Origin of the sequence: Butyrivibrio sp. AE3006, assembly GCF_000424165.1 — a bacterium.
Lineage (GTDB): Bacteria > Bacillota > Clostridia > Lachnospirales > Lachnospiraceae > Butyrivibrio.
On the sequence record NZ_AUJJ01000009.1, the window covers coordinates 165683 to 191686 of the forward strand.

12 protein-coding genes are annotated in these 26004 nt (G+C 39.9%); 11 read left to right on the forward strand and 1 reads right to left on the reverse strand.

Annotated features, from left to right (window positions below; translation table 11 throughout):
- Positions 1-13: 13 nt before the first annotated feature.
- Genes G603_RS0106105 through G603_RS0106135 form a run of 7 tightly spaced genes read left to right on the forward strand, consistent with a single transcriptional unit; the run spans position 14 to position 14301 of the window.
- A complete protein-coding gene (locus G603_RS0106105) occupies positions 14-1876 on the forward strand; it encodes a hypothetical protein (protein ID WP_026669641.1) in 1863 nt (620 codons plus the stop codon).
- A gap of 21 nt (positions 1877-1897) precedes the next feature.
- Positions 1898-4675 carry a bifunctional glycosyltransferase/CDP-glycerol:glycerophosphate glycerophosphotransferase gene (locus G603_RS0106110; RefSeq protein ID WP_026669642.1) on the forward strand — a complete coding sequence of 926 codons (2778 nt, stop codon included), beginning with the start codon at positions 1898-1900 and terminating at the stop codon, positions 4673-4675.
- 8 nt (positions 4676-4683) lie between these two features.
- Positions 4684-5646: a hypothetical protein gene (locus G603_RS0106115; protein WP_026669643.1), complete on the forward strand. Its 963-nt coding sequence runs from the start codon at positions 4684-4686 to the stop codon at positions 5644-5646.
- Between the two features lie 49 nt (positions 5647-5695).
- Positions 5696-8950 carry a right-handed parallel beta-helix repeat-containing protein gene (locus G603_RS0106120; protein WP_026669644.1) on the forward strand — a complete coding sequence of 1085 codons (3255 nt, stop codon included), beginning with the start codon at positions 5696-5698 and terminating at the stop codon, positions 8948-8950.
- Positions 8951-8974: 24 nt separating this feature from the next.
- Positions 8975-10183, forward strand: a complete 1209-nt coding sequence (locus tag G603_RS19455; RefSeq protein WP_051197912.1) for a Coenzyme F420 hydrogenase/dehydrogenase, beta subunit C-terminal domain — start codon at positions 8975-8977, stop codon at positions 10181-10183.
- The gene (locus tag G603_RS0106130; RefSeq protein WP_026669645.1) at positions 10180-11487 is read left to right on the forward strand and encodes a polysaccharide pyruvyl transferase family protein; all 1308 of its coding nucleotides are present in this window, start codon (positions 10180-10182) and stop codon (positions 11485-11487) included. The genes G603_RS19455 and G603_RS0106130 overlap by 4 nt, the downstream gene beginning before the upstream one ends.
- Before the next feature lie 45 nt (positions 11488-11532).
- Complete coding sequence (locus G603_RS0106135; protein WP_026669646.1) at positions 11533-14301, forward strand: YfhO family protein; 2769 nt, start codon at positions 11533-11535, stop codon at positions 14299-14301.
- A 50-nt stretch (positions 14302-14351) separates the two neighbouring features.
- On the opposite strand, the gene G603_RS21375 is transcribed toward G603_RS0106135, so the two are convergent.
- Positions 14352-17336, reverse strand: a complete 2985-nt coding sequence (locus tag G603_RS21375; protein ID WP_051207544.1) for a sulfatase-like hydrolase/transferase — start codon at positions 17334-17336, stop codon at positions 14352-14354.
- Positions 17337-17505: 169 nt separating this feature from the next.
- Between G603_RS21375 and G603_RS0106145 the strand changes: the two genes are divergently transcribed.
- The 4 genes from G603_RS0106145 (at position 17506) to G603_RS0106160 (ending at position 25998) form a co-directional block, all read left to right on the forward strand.
- Positions 17506-20481 (forward strand): Ig-like domain-containing protein, encoded by a 2976-nt coding sequence (locus tag G603_RS0106145; RefSeq protein WP_026669647.1) that lies wholly within the window; start codon positions 17506-17508, stop codon positions 20479-20481.
- Positions 20482-20500: 19 nt separating this feature from the next.
- A complete protein-coding gene (locus G603_RS0106150) occupies positions 20501-22678 on the forward strand; it encodes a hypothetical protein (protein ID WP_026669648.1) in 2178 nt (725 codons plus the stop codon).
- Positions 22679-22787: 109 nt separating this feature from the next.
- A complete protein-coding gene (locus tag G603_RS19465) occupies positions 22788-24326 on the forward strand; it encodes a flotillin family protein (RefSeq protein WP_051197910.1) in 1539 nt (512 codons plus the stop codon).
- A gap of 268 nt (positions 24327-24594) precedes the next feature.
- Positions 24595-25998, forward strand: coding sequence for a PTS mannitol transporter subunit IICB (locus G603_RS0106160; RefSeq protein ID WP_026524630.1), 1404 nt, complete (start codon positions 24595-24597; stop codon positions 25996-25998).
- Positions 25999-26004 lie beyond the last annotated feature (6 nt).

Below are 26004 nucleotides of genomic sequence, written 5' to 3' on the forward strand. Positions count from 1 at the left end.
TGGGAGATTATAAATGAGTTTTGCAATGTTATTTTTAGCATTTGCAGTATTAGCCTGCATAGCAGTCTTTTATGCCAAGGTGCTGAATTATGATATTATGGAAGGCACTGTTATGTCTGTATTTACGATTATAACGGTGATGTTCTTTTCAGGATATCTTAAGAATTTTAATATTGGCATAATCATGCTTGCAGTATTAGCTGTTATAGGAATTATTGTGCTCATAACCCAAAGGGGCAAAGAAGACAGAAGCAGGAATGAGTTTATCACTCCTGCTTTTGTGGTAGTTATTGCTGTTTTATTATTGAATTCTATTCTATTTTTCCACGATTTCATTCAACATATCGATGAACTTCACCAATGGGCTATGATTGTGAAGTATATGCTTGGTAAAAATACTTTACCGGTTCCGGGTGATTTTATAGGCGATATTAGGCAGAAGTATGGCACATCTTTGTTTATTCTGTTTTTTGAAAAATTCACAGGATATAACGAGGCATTTATGTATGTGTCTGCATCTGTGCTGTATTGGATTGGTTTTATGCTGCCTTTTCATAATTGCAGATGGAAAGAGTGGAAAAAATGTTTCCTCTATGCTGCAGTTGTATATATGTCTCTCTATGCATTCTATTTTTATGGTGGAAAGAACCTTTATGTGGATTTGGCCACTGCAGGATGGGCAGCAGGGATTACTACCTGGTGGATATCAGGGCATAGCCTGAAGGATAAGAAAAAGCTTCCTGTTCTCATTGCAGGGCTTATTATGGTGTTCTTTTTCAAGTCATATATAGGAATACTTATGGACTTGCTTATCGTTATGTATGTGGCAGGTCATGAGATTACAGAAATGGTCCTGGGTGGAAAGCTAAGAGTAAGCAGAAAAATCGGCATTATTGCAGCTTTAGTGACTACAGCAGGGTGCCTTCTTGGATATACAGTAATTGTCAGCTTGGGACTTAAAAGATATGAAACCGCAATCGTGAAGCAGATTACCTATGCATTTATTGAATCCATTGTGGGCAAACCACTTTCCGTGAACCCTGCAATAAAATTCTATCTGATAACTATAGTTGTTATTTTGGTAATCTGTGCGGAAGTAAGGGCCTTTGTATATAAGAATGATAAAAACTCTGTTATAAAGAGCAAAGTACTGCTTTTTGGAGAGATTGGTTCACTGTTTATATACCTCACAGCTTTATTTATGGCATACCTTGTGGTCTTTTCTTACGAGGAAGCTGCTGCAATGGCGGCTGTAGGAAGATATTTTTCCATCATTGGCATATTTGTTGTGCTTATAGCCTGGAGCAGCCTGGTGTCAGATGAGACAGGAACTGAAATTAAAGAAACTATCCCGATTAGAGAGGGATATATGTTCTTTATGCTTTTGATTTTCTGCTTTGCCATAAATAACAAATATTTGTCCAATATGACAGCATTCGGGCTTGAGTACATAACCGGTTATGATGATATAGAAGAGGTACGTTCTCAGATTAAGGAAATTCAAAAAACAATCGGTGAGACCGATAGAGTTTATTTCCTGGATCAGGAAGGAGATTCTGAATATCCTTCTAACTTTGCCTTTTATACATTTGATAAAAACGTAAGTAATTACAATGCGGAGCCATGGAAGTTTACTGAAAAAGGCAGCATGATAAGACTGGCTTTGAATAAAGACCTTGGTGTTGACGCACTTCCGCAGCTGCTTTTGAATGGAAATTATTCATATCTGTGGGTTTATGATTCAGATGCATATCTTGATGATGCGCTGGCTGAGATGTTCGGCGGGGAGCAGATATACGGAGCAGCCTTGTATAAGGTTTCTTTTTCTGATGATGGTACTGCTTCATTGAAAATAGCCTGTGATTTTGATGATTAATAAGGAGCCTTTGTCCAGATTATGATTAAAGTTTCGGTAGTTGTTCCGGTTTATAATGCCAGGGAATTCCTGAATGAATGTCTTGACAGTATCTGTAGCCAGGATTTATCAGATATTGAAGTTATCGCTGTAGATGATGGTTCTACTGATGGTTCAGGTGATATCCTGGACGAGTATTCTGATAAATACGAGTTTTTCAGAGTGATTCATCAGGAAAATTCAGGGGTGTCTTTTGCCAGAAACAAGGCACTGGAGATATGCAGCGGAGAGTATGTCTTTTTTGCAGATGCGGATGATGTACTTGAAAAAGGAGCTTTACGCCTTCTTTATGACAGAGCAAAAGATAGGGAAGCTGACATAGTTATTGCAGGGTACAGCATATTCAATAATGAGATGAAAAGAGCTGCAACTCAGATTAACAGGTTATTGGAGATGGACAGCATAAGTCCCTATGATTCTGATATCCTAAAGAGTTTTGCTTTGTGGAACAAGCTCTTTTCTTTGGAACTGATCAGGAAAGAAAAAATCAGTTTTCCTGATCTTATTTATTCGGAAGATGCTGTTTTTGTAATGGAATGTGTTTATAAGTCCGGTAAAATCAGCGGTCTTAATGAACAGGTCTACAGATACCGAAGATTTGATCAGAGTGGTGATGATATTCCTGCTACAGGCGCACTTTCATCCAGAAAGATTAGAGATTTCATAGAGGCTCACAAAATAATCCTTAACCTTGCCGGCGACGTGATGACTGATTCCAATGCCAGATACTTCGATGAGTTTTATATTAAACTGGCAAAAACACTGATCAAGAAATTTCTGGCACACTATTTTGAAATAGATGATGACCTGAAAAAGATTATCATGACGGAGCTTGATGATTCATATAAGCATCTTACTGACTATGGTAAGTCACTCCTTACAGAAGCATACCCTCTATATTGCGAGGTGATGGATAAAGATATAAATGCACTGGAGGGATGCAGATTTGCTTCTGTCGTTATGTTTGCAGACAACAGTGTGCCTGAATATCTGAAGAAAAGTCTTGAGAGTATCAAAAATCAGAATATTCCCTTTTTTAACATTTTTCTTCCCATACAGGTCAAAGATCAGGCCAGTCAGATATTTTCGGATGATGGTCGCGTAATATATCTGGAGGCAGAGACAGAAGAGGAACTTTGGATTCAGGCAGTAAAGCGCATAAATACAGAATTTGTACTATTTGCGTCCCCTGCCATATATTATTCGAATCTCTTTTTTGATTTGTCAATAAAGTACATAAAGAAAACATGTCTGGATTTTGTTGGATATGCTTATCATAACAACGTTTATGGATTTGATATGGAAATACAGCCATCCAGGGAAGCTGTTCTTGCCTTTGAAGAAGGAGAGGATGGGGTTCGGTGGATGCAGCTTGAAAAGTATCCGTATAATAAGCTGTTCAGGCTTTCTTCTGTAAAAAAATGGCTGGATTTTTCAAAAGAAAACATTTCAGAAGCCCTTTACCTGGGACTAAAGAAAGGAGAGTTTTCCTTATATCACCAGGGACTCGTGTTCTATTTGAAAGCACCTGAAAACTTCTGGGATGATTATTTGAAAGATAGAAAAAGATTTGCAGTAGGCGTATCTTCATCAAACGAAGAATTAAGGAAGCTTCTCCATCGCGATGAGATAAAGACGGACCCTGTTAAGGTGGGCAGACAGATAATGCCTCTTAAGGAAAAGGGCGGCTTTGCCAAGCGGTCCAGAAAAGTATTGGATTATGCGGCAAAGCATGTTAAGAACAGAGTCTTGTTTTTCAGTATCAGGAAAGACGGAGAACTTGAAGGTAATGCCAAAGCGCTTTATCCGTATATAAAGGGGAGCAAGGTTATATGTGCCCATAGGTTGCCTCATTCAGCCTGGATGACTTTTTTGATGAAGTATTACACCGTCAGCAGTAAGGTAATCGTTACCGATGATTATGAGAAATATCTAAGGTATTACAAGCTAAGAGACGACCAGAGAGTTGTTCAGCTGTGGCATGCTTGCGGTGCCTTCAAGATGTTTGGGCAGTATGGAACAAATATATCCGCAAGAAGCGAGAGAACTACCCACATGCAGTACAATCTCGTGTCAGTAAGCGCGGATAATCTTAGGAGTATTTATGCGGATGCTTTTCAGATAGATGTAGAGCATGTTCAGCCACTTGGATGCCCAAGGACAGATACGTTTTTTGATGAAGAGTACAAAAATAATGTAAGAAATAAGATTTATAAAGAATATGGGGCTTTGCATGGAAAGGAAGTAATTCTGTATGCACCCACATTTCGCGATAGTGATGATGGAAGGGAATACTTCAGACCTCCGATAGATTTTGAGTCATTATCTGCTTCGCTCCCTGAGAATCAGGTATTAGTGATTTGTCCGCATCCCTTAATGACTAATGAAATTGTCCCTTGTAAGTGTAAAAACATTCTTGAGATCAGAGATATATCTACCAATGACATGATGTTAGTGGCTGATATCCTAATTACAGACTATTCGTCAGTGATATTTGAATTTTCGCTCACAGGGAAACCAATGGCTTTCTACTGCTATGATTTTGAGTCCTACAACAGGCAGTTTTATCTGGATTACAATAAGGATCTTCCGGGTAAGATTCTTAAGAATCAGCAGGAACTTGTGGAGTTTTTGAATTCTGATGACAGAAAAGTGACAGGACCTGAATACAAGAGGTTTACTGACAAATATATGTCTGCTTGCGATGGACACAGCTCGGAGAGAATTGCGCAGGTTATAAACGGATATATGGAGAAATAAGAGAATAAATGGGAAGAAGGATATTCTTTTTAAGCACAAGCAAAAATAAAGGGTCAGATGAACTAAGGCGTATAAGACATGCACTGTCAAATAAGGAAAACTGTGATCTGAGCGATATGTGCATAGAGCCCCGAAGAAAAGGCGCGAACGAGAAAAAGGGTATTAAGGAACAGGTTATTTCGAGAGCACAGGGTAAAGATACGGTTATTTGCGATGATTTTTCATTATCAGGAAAAAATGCAGATTTTTCTGCCATACCTGAAAGAATCTGTTTGCTTTCTCCCGGCGAGTACTGGGCAAGAGAACTGGATGATGCCATGAAAACCGGCAAGAATCTGAAAAAAATGTTTGATGCCTATAACAAAATAATATGTACATTTCCATTATTTGAAAGATACCTAAGTGACCTTACGGGGATATCCGACGATGAGAGGATTGTGAGATGCCTGCCATCCGGAATAGATAATGCGTCCCGGGATGAAGCTGTAAATCAGGTCCGTATGGAGAATAAAATACCTGGAGATGCTAATATCTGTTATGTTTCACTTGGGGATCAGGACGAGATTCCGGATGAGGGAAAAATAGTTAATGAAATTTTAACTCTTATGAAGCTAATTCAGGGACAGACAAGTGGTAAAATAGTATACATATTCCGTAGCTCAAGACTATCTGAGCTCATAATGAGAGAATGCAGTAATGACTTTGATGTAAGGGTTGAATACCCCGGTACTGATACAATGCATCTGTCATACGCATCCTGTGCACTTATCACAGACGATCTTTATCTGATCCATCTTTTTAAAATTGGAAATAAACGAGTGGAACTGATAGAAGGTACCGAAAGTGGAAAGACTGCAAAAGAAGTTCTGAGTAAAGCCCATGAGCTTCAGCTGGATGAGAGGTGGAGCTACGACAGTAACAAATATAATTCTGCGGAGAAAGTAATCGTTGATATTCTGGATATAAGATAAGGATGCAAACCGAAAGGTTAAGTTATATGTTTTTCTGAAAGGGGGAAAAATGAAACGTATCGTAGCACTTATTTTAACAGGATTACTAGTAATCTCGCCCTGTGATGGAGTATGTTCCATTCAGGCAAAAGCGACGGATTCGTATGGACAGGATCTCGATGATGAGAATCGTGATACTGACATTGTGACAGAGAATCCGCAGGCAGAAACCATGCAGACATCCGGAGAAGAAGGAGCACCGGAGAGCGAAGATGAAGCAGCTGGTGATGCCAATGATACCGGTAGCAGTGATGAAGCTGCTGACACCGGTGATGAGCAGGAATCGCAGGGACAGGATGAAAGTGCTTCAGATTCTTCAAGTGAGAATGAAAGCGCTTCAGATTCTGCAGGTCAGGAAGAAGACGGGGAAGAACCGGCGCCAAGCAGTGAAGAGCCTGCTACCGGCGAAGAAACACCAGAAACGGATACAGAAGATAATACCGCTGCTGAATCTGATGTGAATCAGGATGAAACCAGCGAGGATGCCCAGGCTTCTGATAACGCAGAGGAACAGCCTAATGCAGAAGAAACGGAAAAGAATACAGAAGAAACCGCTGATGAAGAGCCTGCTGAACTTCAGTCAGATGCCTTTGATTATTCAACAGAAATAGACGGATTCACAATAAATATATCAGCTGATGAAAATGTGTTACCAAACGGCACTACCGTCAGTGTTAAATCTGTTGAGAAGGTTAATAACAAGGATATAGATAAGATTCTTGAGAAAATAATTGATGGCTCCGTACTTGGCAGCGCTTCTTTCGATATTACCTTTAAGGATGCAGACGGAAAGGAAGTACAGCCTGTAGAAGGATCCAGTGTTAATCTGCACTTCGAAATAAGCAGAGAAATGGAGACTCTTTACGAGTATTCAGTGGATCCTCAGATAAAGGTTATGCATATCGATGACGAAGCTAAGGCTGATGAACTGGAGAGTGAAACAAATGTTGTTTCAGAAGGTGAAATCATACAGGCAATGTCTGATGAAGACCTTGAAGAATTAAGGGAAGATGCTCAAGAAGTTGCAGATGCGGCAAATGAAGACATAGAGTATGAAAATGCTGATGACGCAAATGCAGATGAAGATATTGAAGAAGTAGAAGAAATTGAAGAAACAGATGAAGAGTCTTCAGGTGAAGAAATTCCTGTTTCAGAAGATAGCCTTGCAGACATAAATGCTGATTATCAGGAAGAAACTCCCGAGCCTGTTGAGGATAACACAGGGTACGAATACAAAGAACCGGATGAACTTGAGGTTGAAGTTAAGGCGGATTCTTTCTCGGTTTATTCCGTAGTGCTTGCAAATGGTTATGATCCATCTGCCTTTTTAAATGCCAGTACGCATACATACACCTTCAGCTCTGGGGACCTTAACGAAGGTAATTTCCAGGGAATGGTTCAGGCAGCTCTTGACCAGTCAAGAAATGATATTAATAATACATATACCATTATTCTTCCTGCAGGAAGTTATCCGGTAAAAGTAAATTCGTTGTATATTTCTTCAAATACAATTATCGATATGACAGCAGGCACTACTATTTACGGCGCTGATGGTTATCTTAATCTTCTGTCCGGTGATTGGCGTGTCGAGACTGGGCTTGCATCTCTTGGTTCTTTAGCAGGATTTGATGCTTATAAGAATATTACGATTAAGGGTGGCACATGGGATGGCTGCGGAAGAAACAAATCGGGAAGCGGAACATGTATGATTCGATTTGCGCATGTAGATGGCCTGACCTTTGATGGTGTTACCTTCAAGGATGCATACGATAGTCACCATGTTGAGGTTGCAGCAACAAGAAATTTCCTTGTTAAGGACTGTACATTCAGGGACTATACTGATAAAGGAAGCTCATTGGAAGCAATTCAGCTGGATGTTTCACACAGTGCAGAAAATTTTATTTGGAAAAACGGAGTTTATGATGATCTTGCCTGTGAAAATGTTGAAATAACAGGATGTACATTCGAAAATCTTATAAGAGGTTTGGGAAGCCATCATTCCGTAGTTGGAAATTATTATTCTAACGTGAACATTCACGATAATACCTTTACAAACATTAAAGGAACAGCGATCGTAGCCAGAAATTTCAAGGATAGCCAGATTCAGAACAATACTTTGGTAAATGTAGGTACAGGTATTGATTTCAGGCAGACAGAAGGCTCGTTGTATCTGAAAAATGGCTCAAGCAGCGTCAGCAAAGGCGCATTGGAATATTCATGTAACTGCGTGATAAGCGGAAATGATATAGGCCTTGTAGAAACAAATAGTGATATCAAGACCGGCATCCGTTATGGTGGATTTGAAGTTAAGAAGGGTACTAATAATCTTCCTAAAGGTGAAATTAACATAGGTGGTTTCACAATTACTTCAAACAATATACATGGTACCATGGAGCGTGGTATTTCTGCGATGTATTGCTCTAGTGCCACAGTAAGTGATAATACTATCGAGGGAATGAAAGGCTCTAACTGCGTTGGCTTGTATCTGGGAACAGTATCAGGTCAGGTAATTACCGGCAATACAATTAAGGGTCGTGATACAGGTAATATTTTATCTGTTACAGATTCATGCTCTATTGATGAGATAAGCGGCAATACGCTAATCGGTGGCGTTGTCGGCTTGTTTGTAAAAAAGAACAGCACAGTAAAACTGATAGCTGATAACTGCATTTATGGTGCCAGAAAGATGGCAGTTCAGGTTCAGACAAAATGTACTGTTAAAAAGACATCTAATAATCTGTGCGCTTCAGTTAATTCCAAGTTTAAAGGTAAGAGAAGCGTTTACATTGATAAGACCAGTAAGGCTGCTTTTTATTCAGATGGTAAAATAACTCTCGGTAAGGGAGAGAAGTTTGAACCCTATCTGCTTACAAGTGAAAAAGGAAAGGTAAGTGTTAAGAGCAGTAAGAAGAAAATAGCTGCTGCTTCCAAGTCAGAGATTAAAGGTAAGAAAAAAGGTAACGCAGTTATTACTGCAACTCAGAACAAGATGAAGGGATTGATGAGTGTAACTGTAGGTACTGCACCTAAATCAGTTTCTGTGCCGGAAGCAACCGTAAATCTGTCTGTGGGCGATGTTTATCTGTTACAACCTCAGGTAAATAGCGGGGCAGGCTGTGGAAGATATGGATTTAAGAGCAGCAAGAAGAATAGTGTATATGTAACCCCTCAGGGTGCTATTCTTGCAAAGAAAAAGGGCACTTCAACAATTACCATTACTACATATAACAAAAAGAAATGTAAGGTTAAGGTTGTAGTAAATTAAAAATCTAAAGTAGGAGATATAAACATGGTTATTTTGGAAGATATTACACAATGTTATGGCTGCGGAGCGTGCAAAAATGCATGCCCCGTTAATGCCATAGAGATGGAGCTGGATGATGAAGGATTTCTTATTCCAAAAATAAACGAAGATGTTTGTATCTCCTGTGGGAAATGCAAATCAGTGTGCATAGCAAATAAGGCTCCGGATCTGAGTAACGACCGGGAGCCTTATGCGCTTGCACTTACAGCGTCGCAGGATATTTTATATGAATGTTCGTCAGGCGGCGCATTTACTCTGCTAGCTGAGTATGTGCTCAGTGAGGGCGGAGTTGTTTATGGAGCTTCATTTACGGAGGATTTTTTTGTTGAACACATAAGGGTTGAGAACCTGCAAGAGCTTGATAAGCTGAAGAAATCCAAATATGCTCAGAGCAATCAGACGGATTGTTATAGCAAGGTCAAAGATGATCTGAAGCAGGGCAGAAAAGTGTTATACACAGGCTGCTCATGTCAGATAGCAGGATTATACAGCTATCTGGGGAATAAAGAAGATACTAATTTATTTACTATGGATTTGATCTGTCAGGGTGTTCCTTCTGCAGTGCAGTTAAGGGAGCATCTGGATCACGAGTATGGTCTTTCCAAAATAGATAAGGTTGAGATGAGACGCAGGAAAGGCTGGGGAACATGCATGAGTGTGTTCCTGAAAAATGGTATTGCATATAGGTTCGGTGGCAGAACGGATCTATTCCAACTAGTTTTTCATAATAAACTCAATATGAGAAAGAGCTGCTATGGATGTAAATTCGCACAGTTTCCGAGACAGGGTGATTTTACTGTGGGAGATTTCTGGAATCACAGGAAGGTTGCCAAAGACCTTGAGGAAAGATTCCATAAGAGAACATCAATTGTTTATGTAAATAACGCTCATGGCAAAGAGCTTTTTGATAAAGCATTCGATTCAAGGAAAGATAGTTTTTATATGGCAAAGCTTGAAGGAGCGCCGGAAACACTGAATAATAACGCAGGAAAACCTGCTCCTTCAGACATGGCCAGTCGAGAAGCATTTTACGATCTGTATAGAAAAAAAGGCTTTACCAAGGCCGGATATGAGGCAGTTTATCCAGCATTTGTTGACAGAGCCAAGGCTATATGTAAATATAGAACGTTGGTAATTGTCAGAACCTTTAAAGGCATATACAGAAAAATGAAAAAAGAGGACTCCATTTCATGAAGATTGGTATCATATCAATAAACATACATACTACAACGCTCAATTTTGGATGCATAATTCATAGCTTTGCTTTCCAACAGTTTCTTAAGAAAAATGGTTATGATTCTAAGGTTATTGAGTACAAACCCGGATATTACAAGGATTTTGATGTTAAGCATCCTCTGTTTTCTTATGTTGAAAACGAGAAGCCTGACAGGAATCAGCTCATAAAATGGCGTGATCTGTTTTACGAGAGAGAGATCAGATATGATAAATTCTTCGGATTTGTGAAGAATCATTATATTACTACTGACAAGTGTTATACTTCTGCGCTTCTTGATGAGGAGGATGCAGGTTTTGATTGCTATATCTGCGCCACAGATGTTATCTGGAAGGCAGTTCCCGGAGGTCCGGACAAGGGCTATCTTCTTGCCTGCGATTCGATGAAAGGTAAAAAGAAAATAGCATATGCTGCCAGCAAAGGAGCCAGAAAATATAATGAAGGTCAGGAAGAGCGCTTTATCAACGCGGCATGTGATTTTGATTATATTTTTGTAAGAGAGAATAGTCTTAAGGATTACATGAAGGAGACTCTTGATATTGACACTCCTAATGTGCTTGATCCTGTTTTCCTTATGGACAGGGAATTCTACAGAAGTGTAGAGATAGTACCTGAAGTTCATCCCGAAAAGTATGTCTTGGTTTACCTTGCCCAGACTATGGATGACGAATTTGTGCAGAAGGTAATAGAGTTTGCTGATGAGAACCAGCTCATGGTTATTGAATTGTCAGAAGAAGTCAGCCATAGAGCTTATCAGGCAAAGTATGGACATAAATTCCTATATGACATCGGCGTTGAGGAATGGCTCTGGTATATTGACCATGCTGAGTGGGTATTCACCAATTCATTCCATGGAACATGTTTTTCACTAATATTCCAAAAGCAGTTCTTCAATGGGGCACGAGGTGGTGACAAGATAGAACTTTTGCTGGAACAGTTTGGACTTGATGACAGATGGCTTGGTGACAAGAGTTTTGTTGGTGCACAGAATATGACTCCTATTAACTATGATGCGGTTAATGAGGTTATGGAAAAACGAATTGCTGAATCATCAAAGTGCATACTGGATGCACTTAAAGATGTTGAAAGCAGAGAGCACAGACCAATCATAGCTGATGCCCAGCCATATCTTGAGAAAAGCAAGCAGGCTTGGAAGAAGAAACAGGTTTCCTCTGCCTTTGAAACAGGTGCCAGGAAAATTTGGAAAAAGATTGAATCTCCCAAGCTTAAGAAGTGCCTTAAAAAGGTATTTCATGTTAAGTGATTATTGGGGATGTATCACAACTTACAGGATGGAGAATTTGTAGTCATGAATGCAGCAGACAAGAAAAAAAGAATTGCGCTTTATAGTTTTTTTTATACTGCCTTGTTTTGTGCATCCATGGCACTGGCATACTATACATTTTTTAAATACGATAAGACCTTTATTAAGGATGGCGATGCTACAGATCAGCATTTGAAGGCTCTTCTGTATTATGGCAGATGGCTCAGAACAGTGGCCCATAGTATTTTTGTGGAGCACAGGTTTGAAATACCTACCTATGACTTTGGAATAGGTTACGGTGGGGGTATTATTACCACTTTAAGCTATTACGTAATTGGAGATCCGATTACAATATTTGCCTGCCTGGTTCCGGATGCGATAATGGCTAAGTTTTACAGCTTTATCATTGTTGTGAGATTGTTTTGCGCAGGCGCAGCTTTTTCCTGGTATTGCTTCTACAGAAAAAAGGACGCAAGTCTTTTGTCAGTGGGTGTTGCATCCGTAATGTACGTTTTCTGTGCTTATGTGCTCCGATCTGCAACAAAGCATCCATATTTCATGGTGCCCATGATATGGCTGCCGCTTCTTCTTTTGGGAATAGATAAGATTATTAGGGAAAAGAAACATATTCTTTTCATAGTATCTGTTGCCGTTTCATGTCTTTCCAATTTTTATTTCTTTTACATGGAAGTCATATTTGTAGTTCTTTATGCACTTTTTCATGTTATCAAATCAAGTAAAAATAAGATATTTACTCTTGTTTTGATGCTAAGAGATGGGATTGTCGGGGTGGCTATAGCGGCTCCGATTCTTTTGCCTACCATCATTCAGATCCTGGGCGATACCAGATCATCAATGGAGTACAAGATCATCCCTGTATATGGTAAGGAATATTACAGATATCTTCCGGGTGGTGTTATTTCAAGCTATTTTAAAGGGTATTGGACTATTCCCGGAACAACATTTTTAGCGGGTTCCTGTATATTGCTTGCTTTGTTGTTCCTGAAAAAATACACATCAAATAAGGTTGCAATATTTCTTTGCCTTCTGACATATTCTATTCCGGTTTGCGGTTATATATTGAATGGTATGTCTTATGTTAGTAACAGATGGAACTGGTTTTTTGTTTTCTGCATCTGCATTCTTGTTGTAGATTCCTGGGAGGACCTTGTAACGCCATCTTTGGGTCTTATATGGAAGGAGTGGGTTCTTACAATTGTAATGACTGCCATTTTCTGGCGCTTGTATCGTTATAGTCCGGTCAGATTCAAAAGTGACATTATACTTGGTGTCAGCCTGATGCTGATACTGCTTTTGATAAGAACCATTGCAAGTGTAATATGCCTGAAATATCAAAAGGGGGCTGACGAAGCAGGTTATAAGAATAAGTGCAAAATGATCATTGGGATATCTGTTCTTCTATTAACCCTGTTCTCGCTAAAAATGCATGGTGTATATACTTTTGAGAAGGAGTATGACAACATCGCAGAGGCTTATGTTAATGAGGATGTAGATATAGTCTCAGAGCTGATCAATTCCCCTATAAAGCAGATTCGGGAGAATTATCAAAACGAACCTTCTTATAGAATTAGCGGTAGTTATGACGAAAATGCCACACTTTTCCATGGCCTTTCATCCACAAAATTTTATTTTAGCCTGTCAAATCCTTACATTTGTGAATTTATACAGTATGTTGGAAAAACTATTCCCAGTACATACCACTATTCTGGATTGGAAGGCAGGACATTTTTAAATTCACTTACGGGTATTAAATATCTCATTTCCAAATCGGACAGAGATGTTCCGTACGGATCGGTGCAACTGGATGAGAAGCTTTTTGAAAATCCAAATGCACTTCCCTTTATCTATGGATATGACAACGTATCCAGAAAAGCGGATGCTGATGAACATACTGTTTTAGAAAAACAGGAAATGATGATGCAGACAGCAATCGTAGATTCTGAGAGTAGTGATGCCGATGAGTTATTTACAATGCTTTCGGCCAAAGAGGTTGTATTTACCTCAGAAAATGTTGATTATGAAATAAGCACAGGTGACAATGTGACTTATGATGAGAACACAGGAGAGTTTGTGGTAACAGCTGATAACGCTGTTGCACATATTGCCTTTGAAGGAAAGAGTGGTTGTGAGACATATCTGTGTGCAGATGATGTGACCTATGCTCTTCCGGGAGATGATGATTCTCTTACATATTATCTGTCACGTTTAGAGTCCAAGAGAGCAGCTGTTCAAGTAAGGTCAATATCCGGTGGTGAAGTCTACACATCACGTAAAATGGATATATGTGATAAGACATTCAGATGGAGAAATGGAATAAAGGATTTTGTCGTTAATGCCGGATATTCTGAAACAGCTCTGGAAGGATTTGAACTAACATTTGTTAATGCCGGTACATACAGATTAGGGAATATAGCAATAAAGTGTCAGCCGGTGGATGCCATAACACAGTATGTCAGTGATAGAACAGAAGGTATTTCTGCACAAGTCAATTTCAATGATAATAATGAAGCATATGCTATAAGCCACATAGACGCTAATGTAAGCCTTGATAAGGATAAACTTCTTGTTATTAACATGCCTTATGAAGAAGCCTGGACAGCCTATATTGATGGTAAAAAAGCACCTATTTACAGAGTTAATACCATGTTTTCATCCGTATATATGGAAGCGGGAACACATACTCTGGAACTGAAATATCATACAAGAGGTTTTGGAATAGGCTGGTTTGTATCATTAGTATCCATCTGTGTGCTTGCTTTTCTGATAAAACGCGAAAAAAAGATGACATCCTGAGATATTTCAAGATGTCATCCTCAATCTAAACCGTGAACATAGAAGAGTTGTTATCTGCTGACCATATAGCTGTCAACCCATTTAATGACAGCCGTATCTACGACCTCATTACGATTCAGGTCATAAATAACTACATTAAGACCAACCCTGTTCAGGGAGTAATCAGTCCCGTTAAGACAGATACTGGTGCCGGATCCGATATCGTATCCGGTGCTTTTTATTGAATACTCTGTTCCATTGGACAGTGTTCCGGAATCTTCTGCATAATCTTCTGATTGCTGATTCTGCAGCTTGTCGGTAACTATTTTTCCATCATCTATGACAGCGACATATCCGCATCTAAGATTTTCTACATTAAGGTCTCCCTGTGAACCAAGTCCAAGAGTTTTCAAATCTTCAAAACTTCCGGCATGAGGGTACAGGGCACCAAAAGTATTTACAGCAAGTAAGATTGCAATATCATCACGTTTTCCTATATATGACAGGTATTCATTGACATCAGAGTATTGCAAAAATTCCAGAGACGTAATGCTCTCTGTGGTTCTCACCTTACCTCTTGATCCTGCAACATTAAGCTGAAGCTGTATCTGATCGTTCAAAGAGGCTGAATATTCAAACGTAGCAGACAGTGTCTTGTTTTCATCATTAAGACCGAGCACTGAAAAATCAAGTGTGCTTTGATCCTTGGGATCAAAATATTTAATAACGGACTTGTTGTCCTGCTCCCATTTCCTAATGCCTCTTACATTCGAAGCTTCCACAGTGATAAGGTTGTTAACAGCGTCGTAAGAAGTCATTTTCAGGTCCACATCAAGTGGATGATAATACGTACCATATGATGCATTGCTGATCATCCTGCTGCTTGTATTGTCATAGACAAGATAATTAAATCCCGGGGTGCGATTGGAGTAGTCTGTGTCTCCTATGATCAAATGGCTGGTATTTCCCGCGAATTTACCTCCGCTATTAACTTTATAGGTTGTTCCATCGGAAAAAGAACCTGTGTAGGTCAGGTAGTCGCGACTTAAATGCTCAGTTACAGATTCCTGATCAAGTATGCCATAATAGCTCTGCTTATTAAGATTCAAGAAGTCTGTTTCAAACCCCAGATCATTCATTGCTTTACCCATGGGAGCAGTGAAATTCAATGTGGCATCTTTCATGGCAGAAGTAAGAATTGTAATATCTCTGCCCTCGTCAAGATATTCCCTTAACTTTTTAAGATAGCTTATATAGTCTTCAGACAGGAGATATATGTCTGTGTCTGTTTCATAAACGTTGTATTTTTCTCCTGAAAGGCCGGTTACTTCAACTCTGATATGTCCATAATTTCCCGGAATGGATAAAGAATCAACCAAGGCTTCGTAGGTAGTAAAACCATCATATACCATAGGATAGACAGTTTCTTTTTCTGAACCGTCAGGTGTTATGCAAAGGTCTATCTTGTCAATTCCTTCGCCAATTTCCAGGATATCTCTTACTGTTATACTAAACTTCCCTTCATCTGACTTTTGAACATCTACGGTAGCATTATGCAGATATGTGTAATCTTTGTACTCAACCGTATCAGTGTCCATAAGCTTCGAGAGGAATTCTGAACGCTGCTTAAGGAATGAATTCAGGCTGGATTCACCGTATTTTTCCAACAGAGTTTCTTCTGATGAAAACAGATTTGTACCTAATCCCAGTCTGTTCCCTTCAATTGTTGCACCAATAGCAGCAATGGTTGTAGGGAAAGCATCAAATGTAGAGTATTCTCTGCGTTCGTTTTTCTCCGGTGTAGCAGCGGCATTTATGAATGTGGTGTAAACTTTTCTACTATAAGAGGAATCCACATTAGTGCAGTAATTCTGATCCATGGTGGGGTGATCACCACTTATAACGATAGTTGTGTTTTCATAGAAATCCTGCTGTTTAACCCAGTCGACAAATTCCGTGATCTGTTTGCTGGAGCACGCATATACGTTAGAATACTGCTCATCAAATTTGTTTTCGCAAAGATCACATACATAACCATCTTCAAAATGGGTATCAACAGTAAGAAGAGTAAGATTAAATGGTTCATCTTTCTTCGATAATTCAGTTAGTTCGTCTTTGGCAAAGCTAAACAGTTTTTTATCTTCAAAGCCCCAAAATACATAATAATCTTCAGGAATTATGCCATTATCCTGCATGTAATAATAATCTTTTATTTCGAAATTGCCATGATCCTTGAAAAACAGATCTCTTCCGCCGAAGATGGCAGGAGAACCGATCATATAGACCTGATTGTAACCATGATCGTCTAAAATATCACCAATAGTTATGAGTTCAGGTGCAAAGCTTTCCATGGTACTCATCTTGTTTTTACCAACATCTGTTTTAAGAGGCAGTCCTGACGATTCAGCAAAAATACCACCCATTGTCCATGTGGTTCCATAGAGTGATAAGCCGCCATTTAGTGTCTTGTCGGCACCGGAGAAATCCTCGTTTTCCTGAGCAAGAGCTGTGAGCTCGGGAATGACGTTTTCATCAAATGCACCGCCATTTTCTTTGTCTGCGAAGGTGGTCTCACCGGATTCCATATAAATATATATAAGGTTTCGCTTTTTCTCAGGAAAATCAATGTTTACACTTTGGGGATCAACGTAGTTATCCTCAATGAATGTGCCGGGAAACAGCTGGCCCTTGATGTAGGCGAAAAGATCAAGCTTGATAGCAGAGGAAGTAAAATAGAATAAAAACAAACCGATTCCGAAGACAGAAACAGCCCGCACAAGACTCTTTTTCCGGGTATCTTTTTTGAAAACTATAAATCTTAAGATGAAAACTATTGAAAATATGACAACAACAGGCACAACGTTGTTTACAATATACTGGGTTATCATCCCGTTTCCTGTACCCTGAATGGCGGACAGCTGAAACAGAACCTCCTCGAAGGTGAGATCGCTCCAGGTCACGAGCATCCAATGCATGCTAAATCCCATTAATGTAAGAAAAATAAGGCATATCCAGCCAAGACATTTAAAAATAACTGTAAGTTTCTGGTTTTTCAAGATGGTTATTCTCCTATATATGAAGCCTGTATTTTAGGCAGGTATAAGTTCTTTTCAACTAAAGAATCATAGCATAAAACATAAAAATTTTACATGATATTAAAAACTAAGATATAATATGGATTGGTGCATCTATAGATAAATAGTTTTTTAGGAGTGTATTAGTTATATGAAGAAAGTTACGAGTTTCATTATCGAGATGGCATTGATAGTATCGTTATTCGGACAGAATGTGTACGCAGTTGAAAATCCGGATACGACCACTATAGTTGGGGATGAAACGACTTCATCAACAGATGATACTGCAAGGGAAGGTGAAGAAACCGGCATAGGCGATGAAGATAATGGTACAGGCGATGAAGATAATGGTACAGGTGAAACGGATAATTCATCCGGTGAAACCGCTCAGGAATCAGAAAATATTTCTGATAATGAATCAGAGCAGACGGAAAACGACGAGAATAGTGCAAATAATAATGAAAGCAACAATGAAAGTAATGAGGGAGCTACAGACGATAGCACTAATGCAGACTCATCTGTTTCTGAAACAGGAGCTACAGAATCTGAAGATTCCGAAAAGCAGGCGGATGATCCTGCGGAGAATTCTGAAGAAAATGCAGAAGACGGTGAAACTGCCGCTGATGACACGGAGCAGCCGATTGTTTCGACGACTGATGAGCCTGTTGCAGAAGAAGGTTCTGAAGGCGACTCTGACCTGACAAGTGATGAATTCTATTATGAGACAGAATGCGAGGGATATGTTTTTAGTTTCTCTGCAGAAGAAAATATTTTGCCCAATGATGCATATGTATCTGTCGAAAGAAAAGAATGTTCACAGAAAACTTATAACAAGATAGAAAAGGGATTAGAAAAAGAAATCCTTTTAGCAAAATCTTTTGATATCTCTATTTATGATTCTGAAGGAAAGATATTTGAGCCTAAAAACGGTACTGTTCATATCAGTGTAGATTTCCCGAGGGAAGCCATGATAGAGCAGGATGGATTAAAAGGAACTACAGAGATAAAAATGATCCATATTCATGACGGTGATGTAGATGACATGGATACGGAGATTGAACGTAGTGATTCGGATGTTGAAAAGCCTGCCGGTATGGAGTATGAGGTTATAGTTCCGGAAGAGAATATTGATCCCAATACACGTGAGCTGAAACAGGGCATGGATTTTGCTCCCATGACTCTGAATGCGCCTATGGAGACAGAATTCTATCAGGACATTACTTTGGAGTTTGATACAGAGTCTTTTTCAGAGTTTGTGATTGTAAATGTACTTAATTACTCTTATCCTGCGGTTACTGCCGGAAATACTACCACTATAGATCTTTCCGGGCTTACGAATGAATTGGCTTCTGATTTCAGAAATGTTGTACAGGGAGCAGCGGATAAAGCCTGGGAAGTCACCCAAAATGATAAGTCAAAATATTTTAGGATAGTGATCCCGGCAGGAATATATACCAGAAAAGCCAAGGATGTCGCAATCGAGATTGGCAGCAATACTTCGGTTGAGATGAATGGTGTTACCATCATGAAAAAGGGTGGTAAAAATATTTTTACTACTAAGACCATAGACGATGGAAAAGGTGGCTATGGAGACTATCAGAATATCTCATTTACAGGGGGATGTTTCGATGGAGAAAAGTCAAATGCCGGTGGCAGTTTTATTCTTCTCTCACATCTGACAGGGCTTAGCATTAAAAACGTTACATTTCAAAAATCAGGCGCGGCACATATGTTGTCTCTGGCAGCATGTAAGGATGTCAAGGTAGAGGGATGTCTGTTTCAGGACGGAAAGCTGAATGGTAACGATGTGGAAGCTTTCCAGTTGGATGTAGCCAATAAGAATTCCTCTGAATATGCCCCGGATCCTGTATACGACGATTATGCATGTGAAAATGTTGAGGTCAGTGGATGTACTTTCCGAAATCTGTACAGAGGTTTTGGAAGTCATGGAGCAATTGCGGGCGAATTTTATTATAAAAATATCAATATCCATGATTGTTCGTTTGATAATATTTATAACACAGCAGTAATGTGTACCATGTGGAAGGATTCTTCGGTATCCAATAATACAATGAATAACGTAGGACGAGGTGTGGATACTACTATTTATTCGTTTTATACGGGATATCCTTCTAAAAAGAAAAATAGAAATGCCGATGCTCTTTCTTATTACTCTAACGTGAGCATCACCGGAAATACTATCAATATAGGTAATCGTGACAGAATCAGCAGCAGTATGACCGGTGTTTTACTTGGCGGTTACAGTAGCTGGGAATCAAGCAGTAACCACCCGACAGGCGTGTATTTGGGAAAAGGATATACAGTTTCCGGCAATATCATAAAGGGCTATGAAGATTGGGGATTTACTGAATCAGATTCTGTATATGCAGATATAACTACCGCATACAATGTTGAAAGTAATATATCCGGAAATGAATTAAAAAATGGTCAGTTTGGAGTGCTGGTGCAGGTTAGAAGCGGTGCTTCATATTTAGGCTCAAATACATTTCAGGGAGAAAAAGATGCCAGCATTGCCGTAAGAGATGACAGCTCGGTTTCCGATATGGCTTCCAATAAGCTGACAATGGATTGTCCCTTTGGTGTTTATGTGGATGATTCCTCAAGCTGCAACGGAACCTGTGAGATTGCAAAAGTAAAGCTTGGTGCAGGAGAAAAGGTAGCTTCAAGTCCAAGTTCTTTCTCACCCTTTACAAATGACCTGGTGGCCAAGGCAGAAGGTACTTATAAGAGCAGTAAGAAATCCATAGCCAAGGTTACAAAAGCAGGAAAAATAAAGGGAGTAAAAAAGGGTAAAGCTGTTATCACCGCGTCCTGGAGTAGAGGTGATGGTACCGTTAATGTCAGTCTGACTGCTGATGTAAAAAAAGCACCTACAAAAGTCACAATAAAGAAAACAAAGACCTTAAAAAAGGGAAAGAAATATCAATTAACTCCTAAGGTAAATAAAGGAGCGTGCTGCAATAAATATACATATAAGAGCAGCAACAAGAAGATTGCAAAGGTATCTTCTTCCGGAGTTGTCACTGCTAAAAAGAAGGGTACAGCGGTTATTACGGTTAAGGCATATAATGGAGTATCCACGGTCATAACTATAAAAGTAAAATAATTCATCACACGGAGTGTAAATGAACAAGCAAGCAAAAAAACTGAGTATTCCTGAAAAAATAATACTGTTTTTGATGTCGGCAATGACGGCAGTAATTATATGTGGTATTTTCTGGAATATGAGCAGTAACACAATAGCTGATAAGAAGTATAAGATCGTTGTGTTTGTTGCGGCTCTTTTCTTTACACTCTGTTTTTGTTTGCTTATCAGAAAATGGTTTTGTTTGGTGGAGACACTCCCTGAAAAATGGCAGAAAATTGTGTCTGTTGTTCTTTTTCTGATCCAGCTTTTAATTTCAGTCTGGCTTTTTGTAAGCATTGATTTTAGGCCCAATACAGATAGTCTTACGGATATAGATTTGGGGTGGTTTCTTAAGAATAATGTTATTGATGATAATAATTACCACATAAAGTGGATAAAGATGTATCCCAATAACTATTTTCTGATATTGCTCTTTAAGCAATTTGCGATCATGGCAGATCATTTGGGTATTACGGATATAATGTCATACCTGTGGGTGATAAATTACCTTCATATGTTTGCTGGTATGCTGCTTTCGTTTTTATGTGTGGTAGAAATTGCAGGTCACGCTATGGCGAATAAGGCCTTGTCACTTATGGTATTAAATCCGCTATATTACTATCTTTCTTTTTGGGTATACAGCTCATCCATAAGTGTGCCTCTGCTGATGGGAATATGTTATGTGCTGCTTAAGCTTTATCGCGAAGATGGATTATTAAAAAAAGGATTGTTATGTGTGATCCTTGCTGCGCTTTTGATATTGGGCTTCCATGTGCGGTTGACTGCTGTTTTTCCTGTTATTGCATATTTGGTGATAAGGATTTTTGACTTTTTTTCCATGGATAAATCTGAGAGAAGAGAACAAAAATATCTGATCAGAATGGCTTTTGCTTTGGGAGTTATGATAGTAGCTTTTGCAGGGATAAAGGCTATAAATATTAGAGTTGCGGATAATTTTGGACCTTATCAGGAATACAATCTTCCAACTGCCAGATGGCTTTATGTGGGTTCTAAGGGTGATGGAAGTATTAAGACTGAATACGAGGACAATGGATTCGACTATTCAAGGTTATATGGCAAAAGTAAGGAAGAAAAGTCCGGGATTTACATCGAAGGAATAATTTACAATTATAAAAAGCTTGGAATAAAAGGGCTTGCAAAACTGTGGGCCAATAAGCTTCGTATCACTTTTTCCGATGGGTTCCCTTCTGTAGTTTCAAGAACTTACAGCGGTGCTTATTCAGGCAGGATATTTGAGTTCTTAAGAGGGGATGGAGGAGAGTTTTTTGCCTACATTTACAGACTGATAACGGTCATTGGTATTCTTTTGTGTACCCTTTGTTGCAGCAGGATATGGAGCGGCTTCGACAGAAGGCTGAGTTTGTTTACCATAACATTGTTTGGCGAGATGCTGTTTTATCTGATATGGGAGGTTAAGGGTGATTACTCTGATTCTCTTTTGTTTTTAATGGTAATAATTGCCGCTGTGGGTATCAGCAATGCGCCGGATACTTTTGACAAAGTGGCTGAAAATCGCATTGTGCGTGTAGCTGCTGGCATTTTGGCGATTGTTATGTGTATTGCCTTTTTTGTAATTCTGACAACAGAAGTAAAGTATACGCATAACAGGATAAACGGTAATACGTATGATAGAAGTGATGATCATATTTCCATTGAGGTGGATAATAATGAGACACTAAGACAGACATTTGCATGTTCGGATACTTTTAACAAAATCACCATAAATGCAGATGCCGGGGAAGAGACTTATGATTATCTCATAAGCATGTACAATGAAGAAGGAGAATTGTTATACAGCAAAACCGTTAATGCCGGAGATATAAAGAAGGGAACTATACGTATTAACACAGACGATATTGTTCCCGGGAAAAAGAATTGCAAATATGTACTCGAGATAGTAAAGACCGGAGAAGAGAGCGGAAATTTAACCTTTTTTACAGGAGATAATTACTACATTGATTCCTACGCTGGTGAACTTACCAAGGGGGATATAGAATTTGTAGATGATCTTTCTATGAAAGTGGAGTATGCGGGCAGGGGCAGTTATGTGCCTTTTGCTATTGCTCTGGCTATTTGCTTTATACTGCTTTTTGCATGCTTTGCGGCATTTTCAATAGATCTGAAATTAATTTTCCAAAAAAGAAGAATAAAATGAAATAATATGCCATAATGGTTCTGTATTTCGTTTGCTATGGCGCATATCATATAGTCATAGAAACAAATAACAGATATCTTGGCAAAAGTCCAAGGAAAGGAAGGGTTGTATGACAACATCATTAACAATGGCAATTACGATTGCCGCAATCATCATCATTGCAATAATCATTATTGCAGCAGGATATGTGAAGGCTCCTCCGGACAGGGCTTTTATTATATCCGGTATCAGAAAGGTTCCTCGCATCTTGATCGGTCGCGCAGGTATCAAGGTTCCATTCTTTGAAAGAGTCGACAAACTCTATCTTGGTCAGATGACAGTCGATATCAAGACAGAGCAGTCAGTTCCTACCAACGATTTCATCAATGTAAACGTGGACGCAGTTGCAAAGGTAAGAATTGGCACAACACCTGATGCTATTCAGCTGGCTGCCAAGAACTTCCTGAACAAGAACCCCGAGCAGATAACGTTAGACCTGCAGGATTCATTACAGGGTAACATGCGTGAGATCATCGGTACTCTTGCACTTAAGGCTATCAACACAGACCGTGACAGCTTCTCAGATCAGGTTATGGAGAAGGCTTCTAAGGACATGAGTAAGCTCGGTATTGAGATCCTCTCATGTAACATCCAGAACGTAACTGATGAGAACGGCCTTATAAATGACCTTGGTATGGATAACACCTCCAAGATCAAGAAGGACGCAGCTGTAGCAAAGGCTCAGGCTGAGAAGGAAGTAGCTGTTGAGAAGGCAAAGGCTGACAAGGAAGCAAACGATGCGAGAATCGCAGCTGACCTTGAGATCGCTCAGAAGCAGCGCGACCTGGCTATGAAGCAGGCAGAACTTAAGCAGGAAACCGATGCTGCAAAGGCTAAAGCAGACGCAGCTTACGAGATTCAGAGACAGGAACAGGAAAAGGCCATCCAGACCAATACTGTTAACGCTATGATCGCTAAGGCAGAGCGTGAAGCTGAACTGAAGCAGAAGGAAGTTATCGTAAAGCAGCAGGAACTTGCAGCTGACATCGAGAAGAAAGCCGATGCTGAAAAGTATAAGGCTGAGAAGATCGCTGAAGCAGAGCTTGTTCAGAGACAGAGAAAGGCTGAGGCTGTTAAGTACGAGCAGGAGCAGGAGGCTGAGGCCAGAAAGGCTCAGGCTGAAGCTCAGAAGTATGCAGCAGAGCAGGAAGCAGCAGGTATCAAGGCTAAGTATGACGCTGAGGCAGCAGGTATTGAAGCTAAAGGTCGTGCGGAAGCTGAAGCTATCAAGGCTAAAGGTCTTGCAGAAGCTGAAGCAATGGAGAAGAAGGCAGAAGCCTACAAGCAGTACAATGGCGCAGCTATGGCTGAGATGATGATCAAGATCATGCCTCAGATGGCAGCTGAAATTGCTAAGCCTCTTTCACAGATCGACAAGATCAACATTTATGGAACAGGCGATGGCACAAATGGCACAAGCCAGATTTCAGGTAACCTTCCCATCGTTATGAAGCAGGTATTTGATACAATGTCAGAGGCTACAGGCGTAGACTTTACAGAGATCATGAGAGCCGGCACATATGATGCAAAGGTTAACAAGAACATCAATCTTTCAGGCAGCGGCGTGAACGTAAATGTAGACAACAAGGCTGACAGTGAAGAAAAGTAATTAAATTTATCTAAGGAAACGCTTTAATCGGCGCTCCACTAATATGTGGTGCCCCGGATAGGATATTTATTCTATCCGGGGTATTTTTTCTTTTTTAGTACTTGTCACTTTCTCATCGTGACAAAGTTTAATATGTATGAATTGAAAAATACATCCTGCCAAAATACAATTAGATTACAACAAATCGAATGCATTCGGATAATCACTCAGAATACCGGCAGACGTGCCGGAGCTTACCTGTATATCAGGTTGGGAAGGGGAAATCCAAATGAAAGAAAAGATTCAAAGTTTTGGCCGATTCCTCAGTGGAATGGTCATGCCGAATATCGGCGCATTTATAGCATGGGGACTTTTGACAGCACTTTTCATTGACACCGGCTGGCTTCCAAACGCACAGCTTAGTACAATAGTCGGTCCTATGCTTACATATCTGCTTCCAATCCTCATTGCTTACCAGGGCGGTAAGATGGTTGGCGGAAACCGCGGAGCAGTTATGGGTGCAATCATGACAATCGGTGTCATCTGCGGAACAGAGTACACAATGTTCATGGGCGCTATGATCGCAGGACCTCTTGCAGGACTTGTTATCAAGAAGTTTGACAAGGCAGTTGAGGGTAAGATCCCTACAGGATTTGAGATGCTGGTTAACAACTTCTCAGTTGGTATCCTTGGCCTGGGTCTTGCTATTCTCGGTTACTACGTAATCGGACCCTTCATGGGCGGCGTACTTGCAGTTCTTAACGCAGGTGTTGCAGTACTTGTTGAAAACAACATTCTGCCTCTTGTATCAGTATTTGTTGAGCCTGCTAAGGTTCTTTTCCTTAATAACGCTATCAACCATGGTATCTTTACTCCTCTTGGAGCAGAGCAGGTTGCTAACGCAGGAAAATCTATCTTCTACATGATAGAGACAAACCCCGGTGCAGGTACAGGCGTACTTCTCGCTTACTGGTTATTTGCTAAAGATAAGGTTACAAAGGATTCCGCACCCGGAGCACTTATCGTACACCTCCTTGGCGGTATCCACGAGATTTACTTCCCTTATGTACTTATGAACCCGCTTCTTTTACTTGCAACAATCGGCGGTTCAGTAGCAGCTATGATCTTCAACACAGCATTCAACCTTGGCCTTGCAGGACCTCCGTCACCCGGATCAATCATTGCATACCTTGGTATGGCTCCCAGAGGAACAACCTTCATGGTTCTTCTCTCAGTTGTAGTTGCTGCAGGCGTATCCTTCGCAATCGCTGCTCCTATCATCAGACTTTCAAACTCCAAGCAGAGTCTTGAGGATTCTACAGAGAAGATGAGAGAGATGAAGGCTCAGGCAAAGGGTGTTGCTGCAAGCACAGTTTCTACAGCAGCTGATGCACTTGTAAATGTAGCACCTTCAGACATCAAGCACATCGTATTTGCATGTGATGCCGGAATGGGTTCATCAGCAATGGGTGCAACAGTTTTAAGGAAAAAATTATCAGAGGTAGGAAGAACAGATATCGAAGTTAAGCATGCTTCTGTTTCTGAGATTCCTGAAGATGCTCAGATAGTTGTAACACATCAGGATCTTGCGGCAAGAGCTAAAAAGAGTGCTCCCGGCGTGAGAGTGATCACTATCAGCAATTTCATGTCAGCACCTGAGTATGATGCGCTGGCAAATGAGCTGAGAGCGTAAATAAGA

Excerpts from the sequence above, each read along its gene's own strand:
- G603_RS0106135 (WP_026669646.1), top strand. The coding sequence starts at position 11,533 with ATGAATGCAGCAGACAAGAAAAAAAGAATTGCGCTTTATAGTTTTTTT.
- G603_RS19455 (WP_051197912.1), top strand. The coding sequence starts at position 8,975 with ATGGTTATTTTGGAAGATATTACACAATGTTATGGCTGCGGAGCGTGC.
- G603_RS19465 (WP_051197910.1), top strand. The coding sequence starts at position 22,788 with ATGACAACATCATTAACAATGGCAATTACGATTGCCGCAATCATCATC.
- G603_RS0106145 (WP_026669647.1), top strand. The coding sequence starts at position 17,506 with ATGAAGAAAGTTACGAGTTTCATTATCGAGATGGCATTGATAGTATCG.
- G603_RS0106110 (WP_026669642.1), top strand. The coding sequence starts at position 1,898 with ATGATTAAAGTTTCGGTAGTTGTTCCGGTTTATAATGCCAGGGAATTC.
- G603_RS0106115 (WP_026669643.1), top strand. The coding sequence starts at position 4,684 with ATGGGAAGAAGGATATTCTTTTTAAGCACAAGCAAAAATAAAGGGTCA.
- G603_RS0106105 (WP_026669641.1), top strand. The coding sequence starts at position 14 with ATGAGTTTTGCAATGTTATTTTTAGCATTTGCAGTATTAGCCTGCATA.
- G603_RS0106130 (WP_026669645.1), top strand. The coding sequence starts at position 10,180 with ATGAAGATTGGTATCATATCAATAAACATACATACTACAACGCTCAAT.
- G603_RS0106160 (WP_026524630.1), top strand. The coding sequence starts at position 24,595 with ATGAAAGAAAAGATTCAAAGTTTTGGCCGATTCCTCAGTGGAATGGTC.
- G603_RS0106120 (WP_026669644.1), top strand. The coding sequence starts at position 5,696 with ATGAAACGTATCGTAGCACTTATTTTAACAGGATTACTAGTAATCTCG.
- G603_RS0106150 (WP_026669648.1), top strand. The coding sequence starts at position 20,501 with ATGAACAAGCAAGCAAAAAAACTGAGTATTCCTGAAAAAATAATACTG.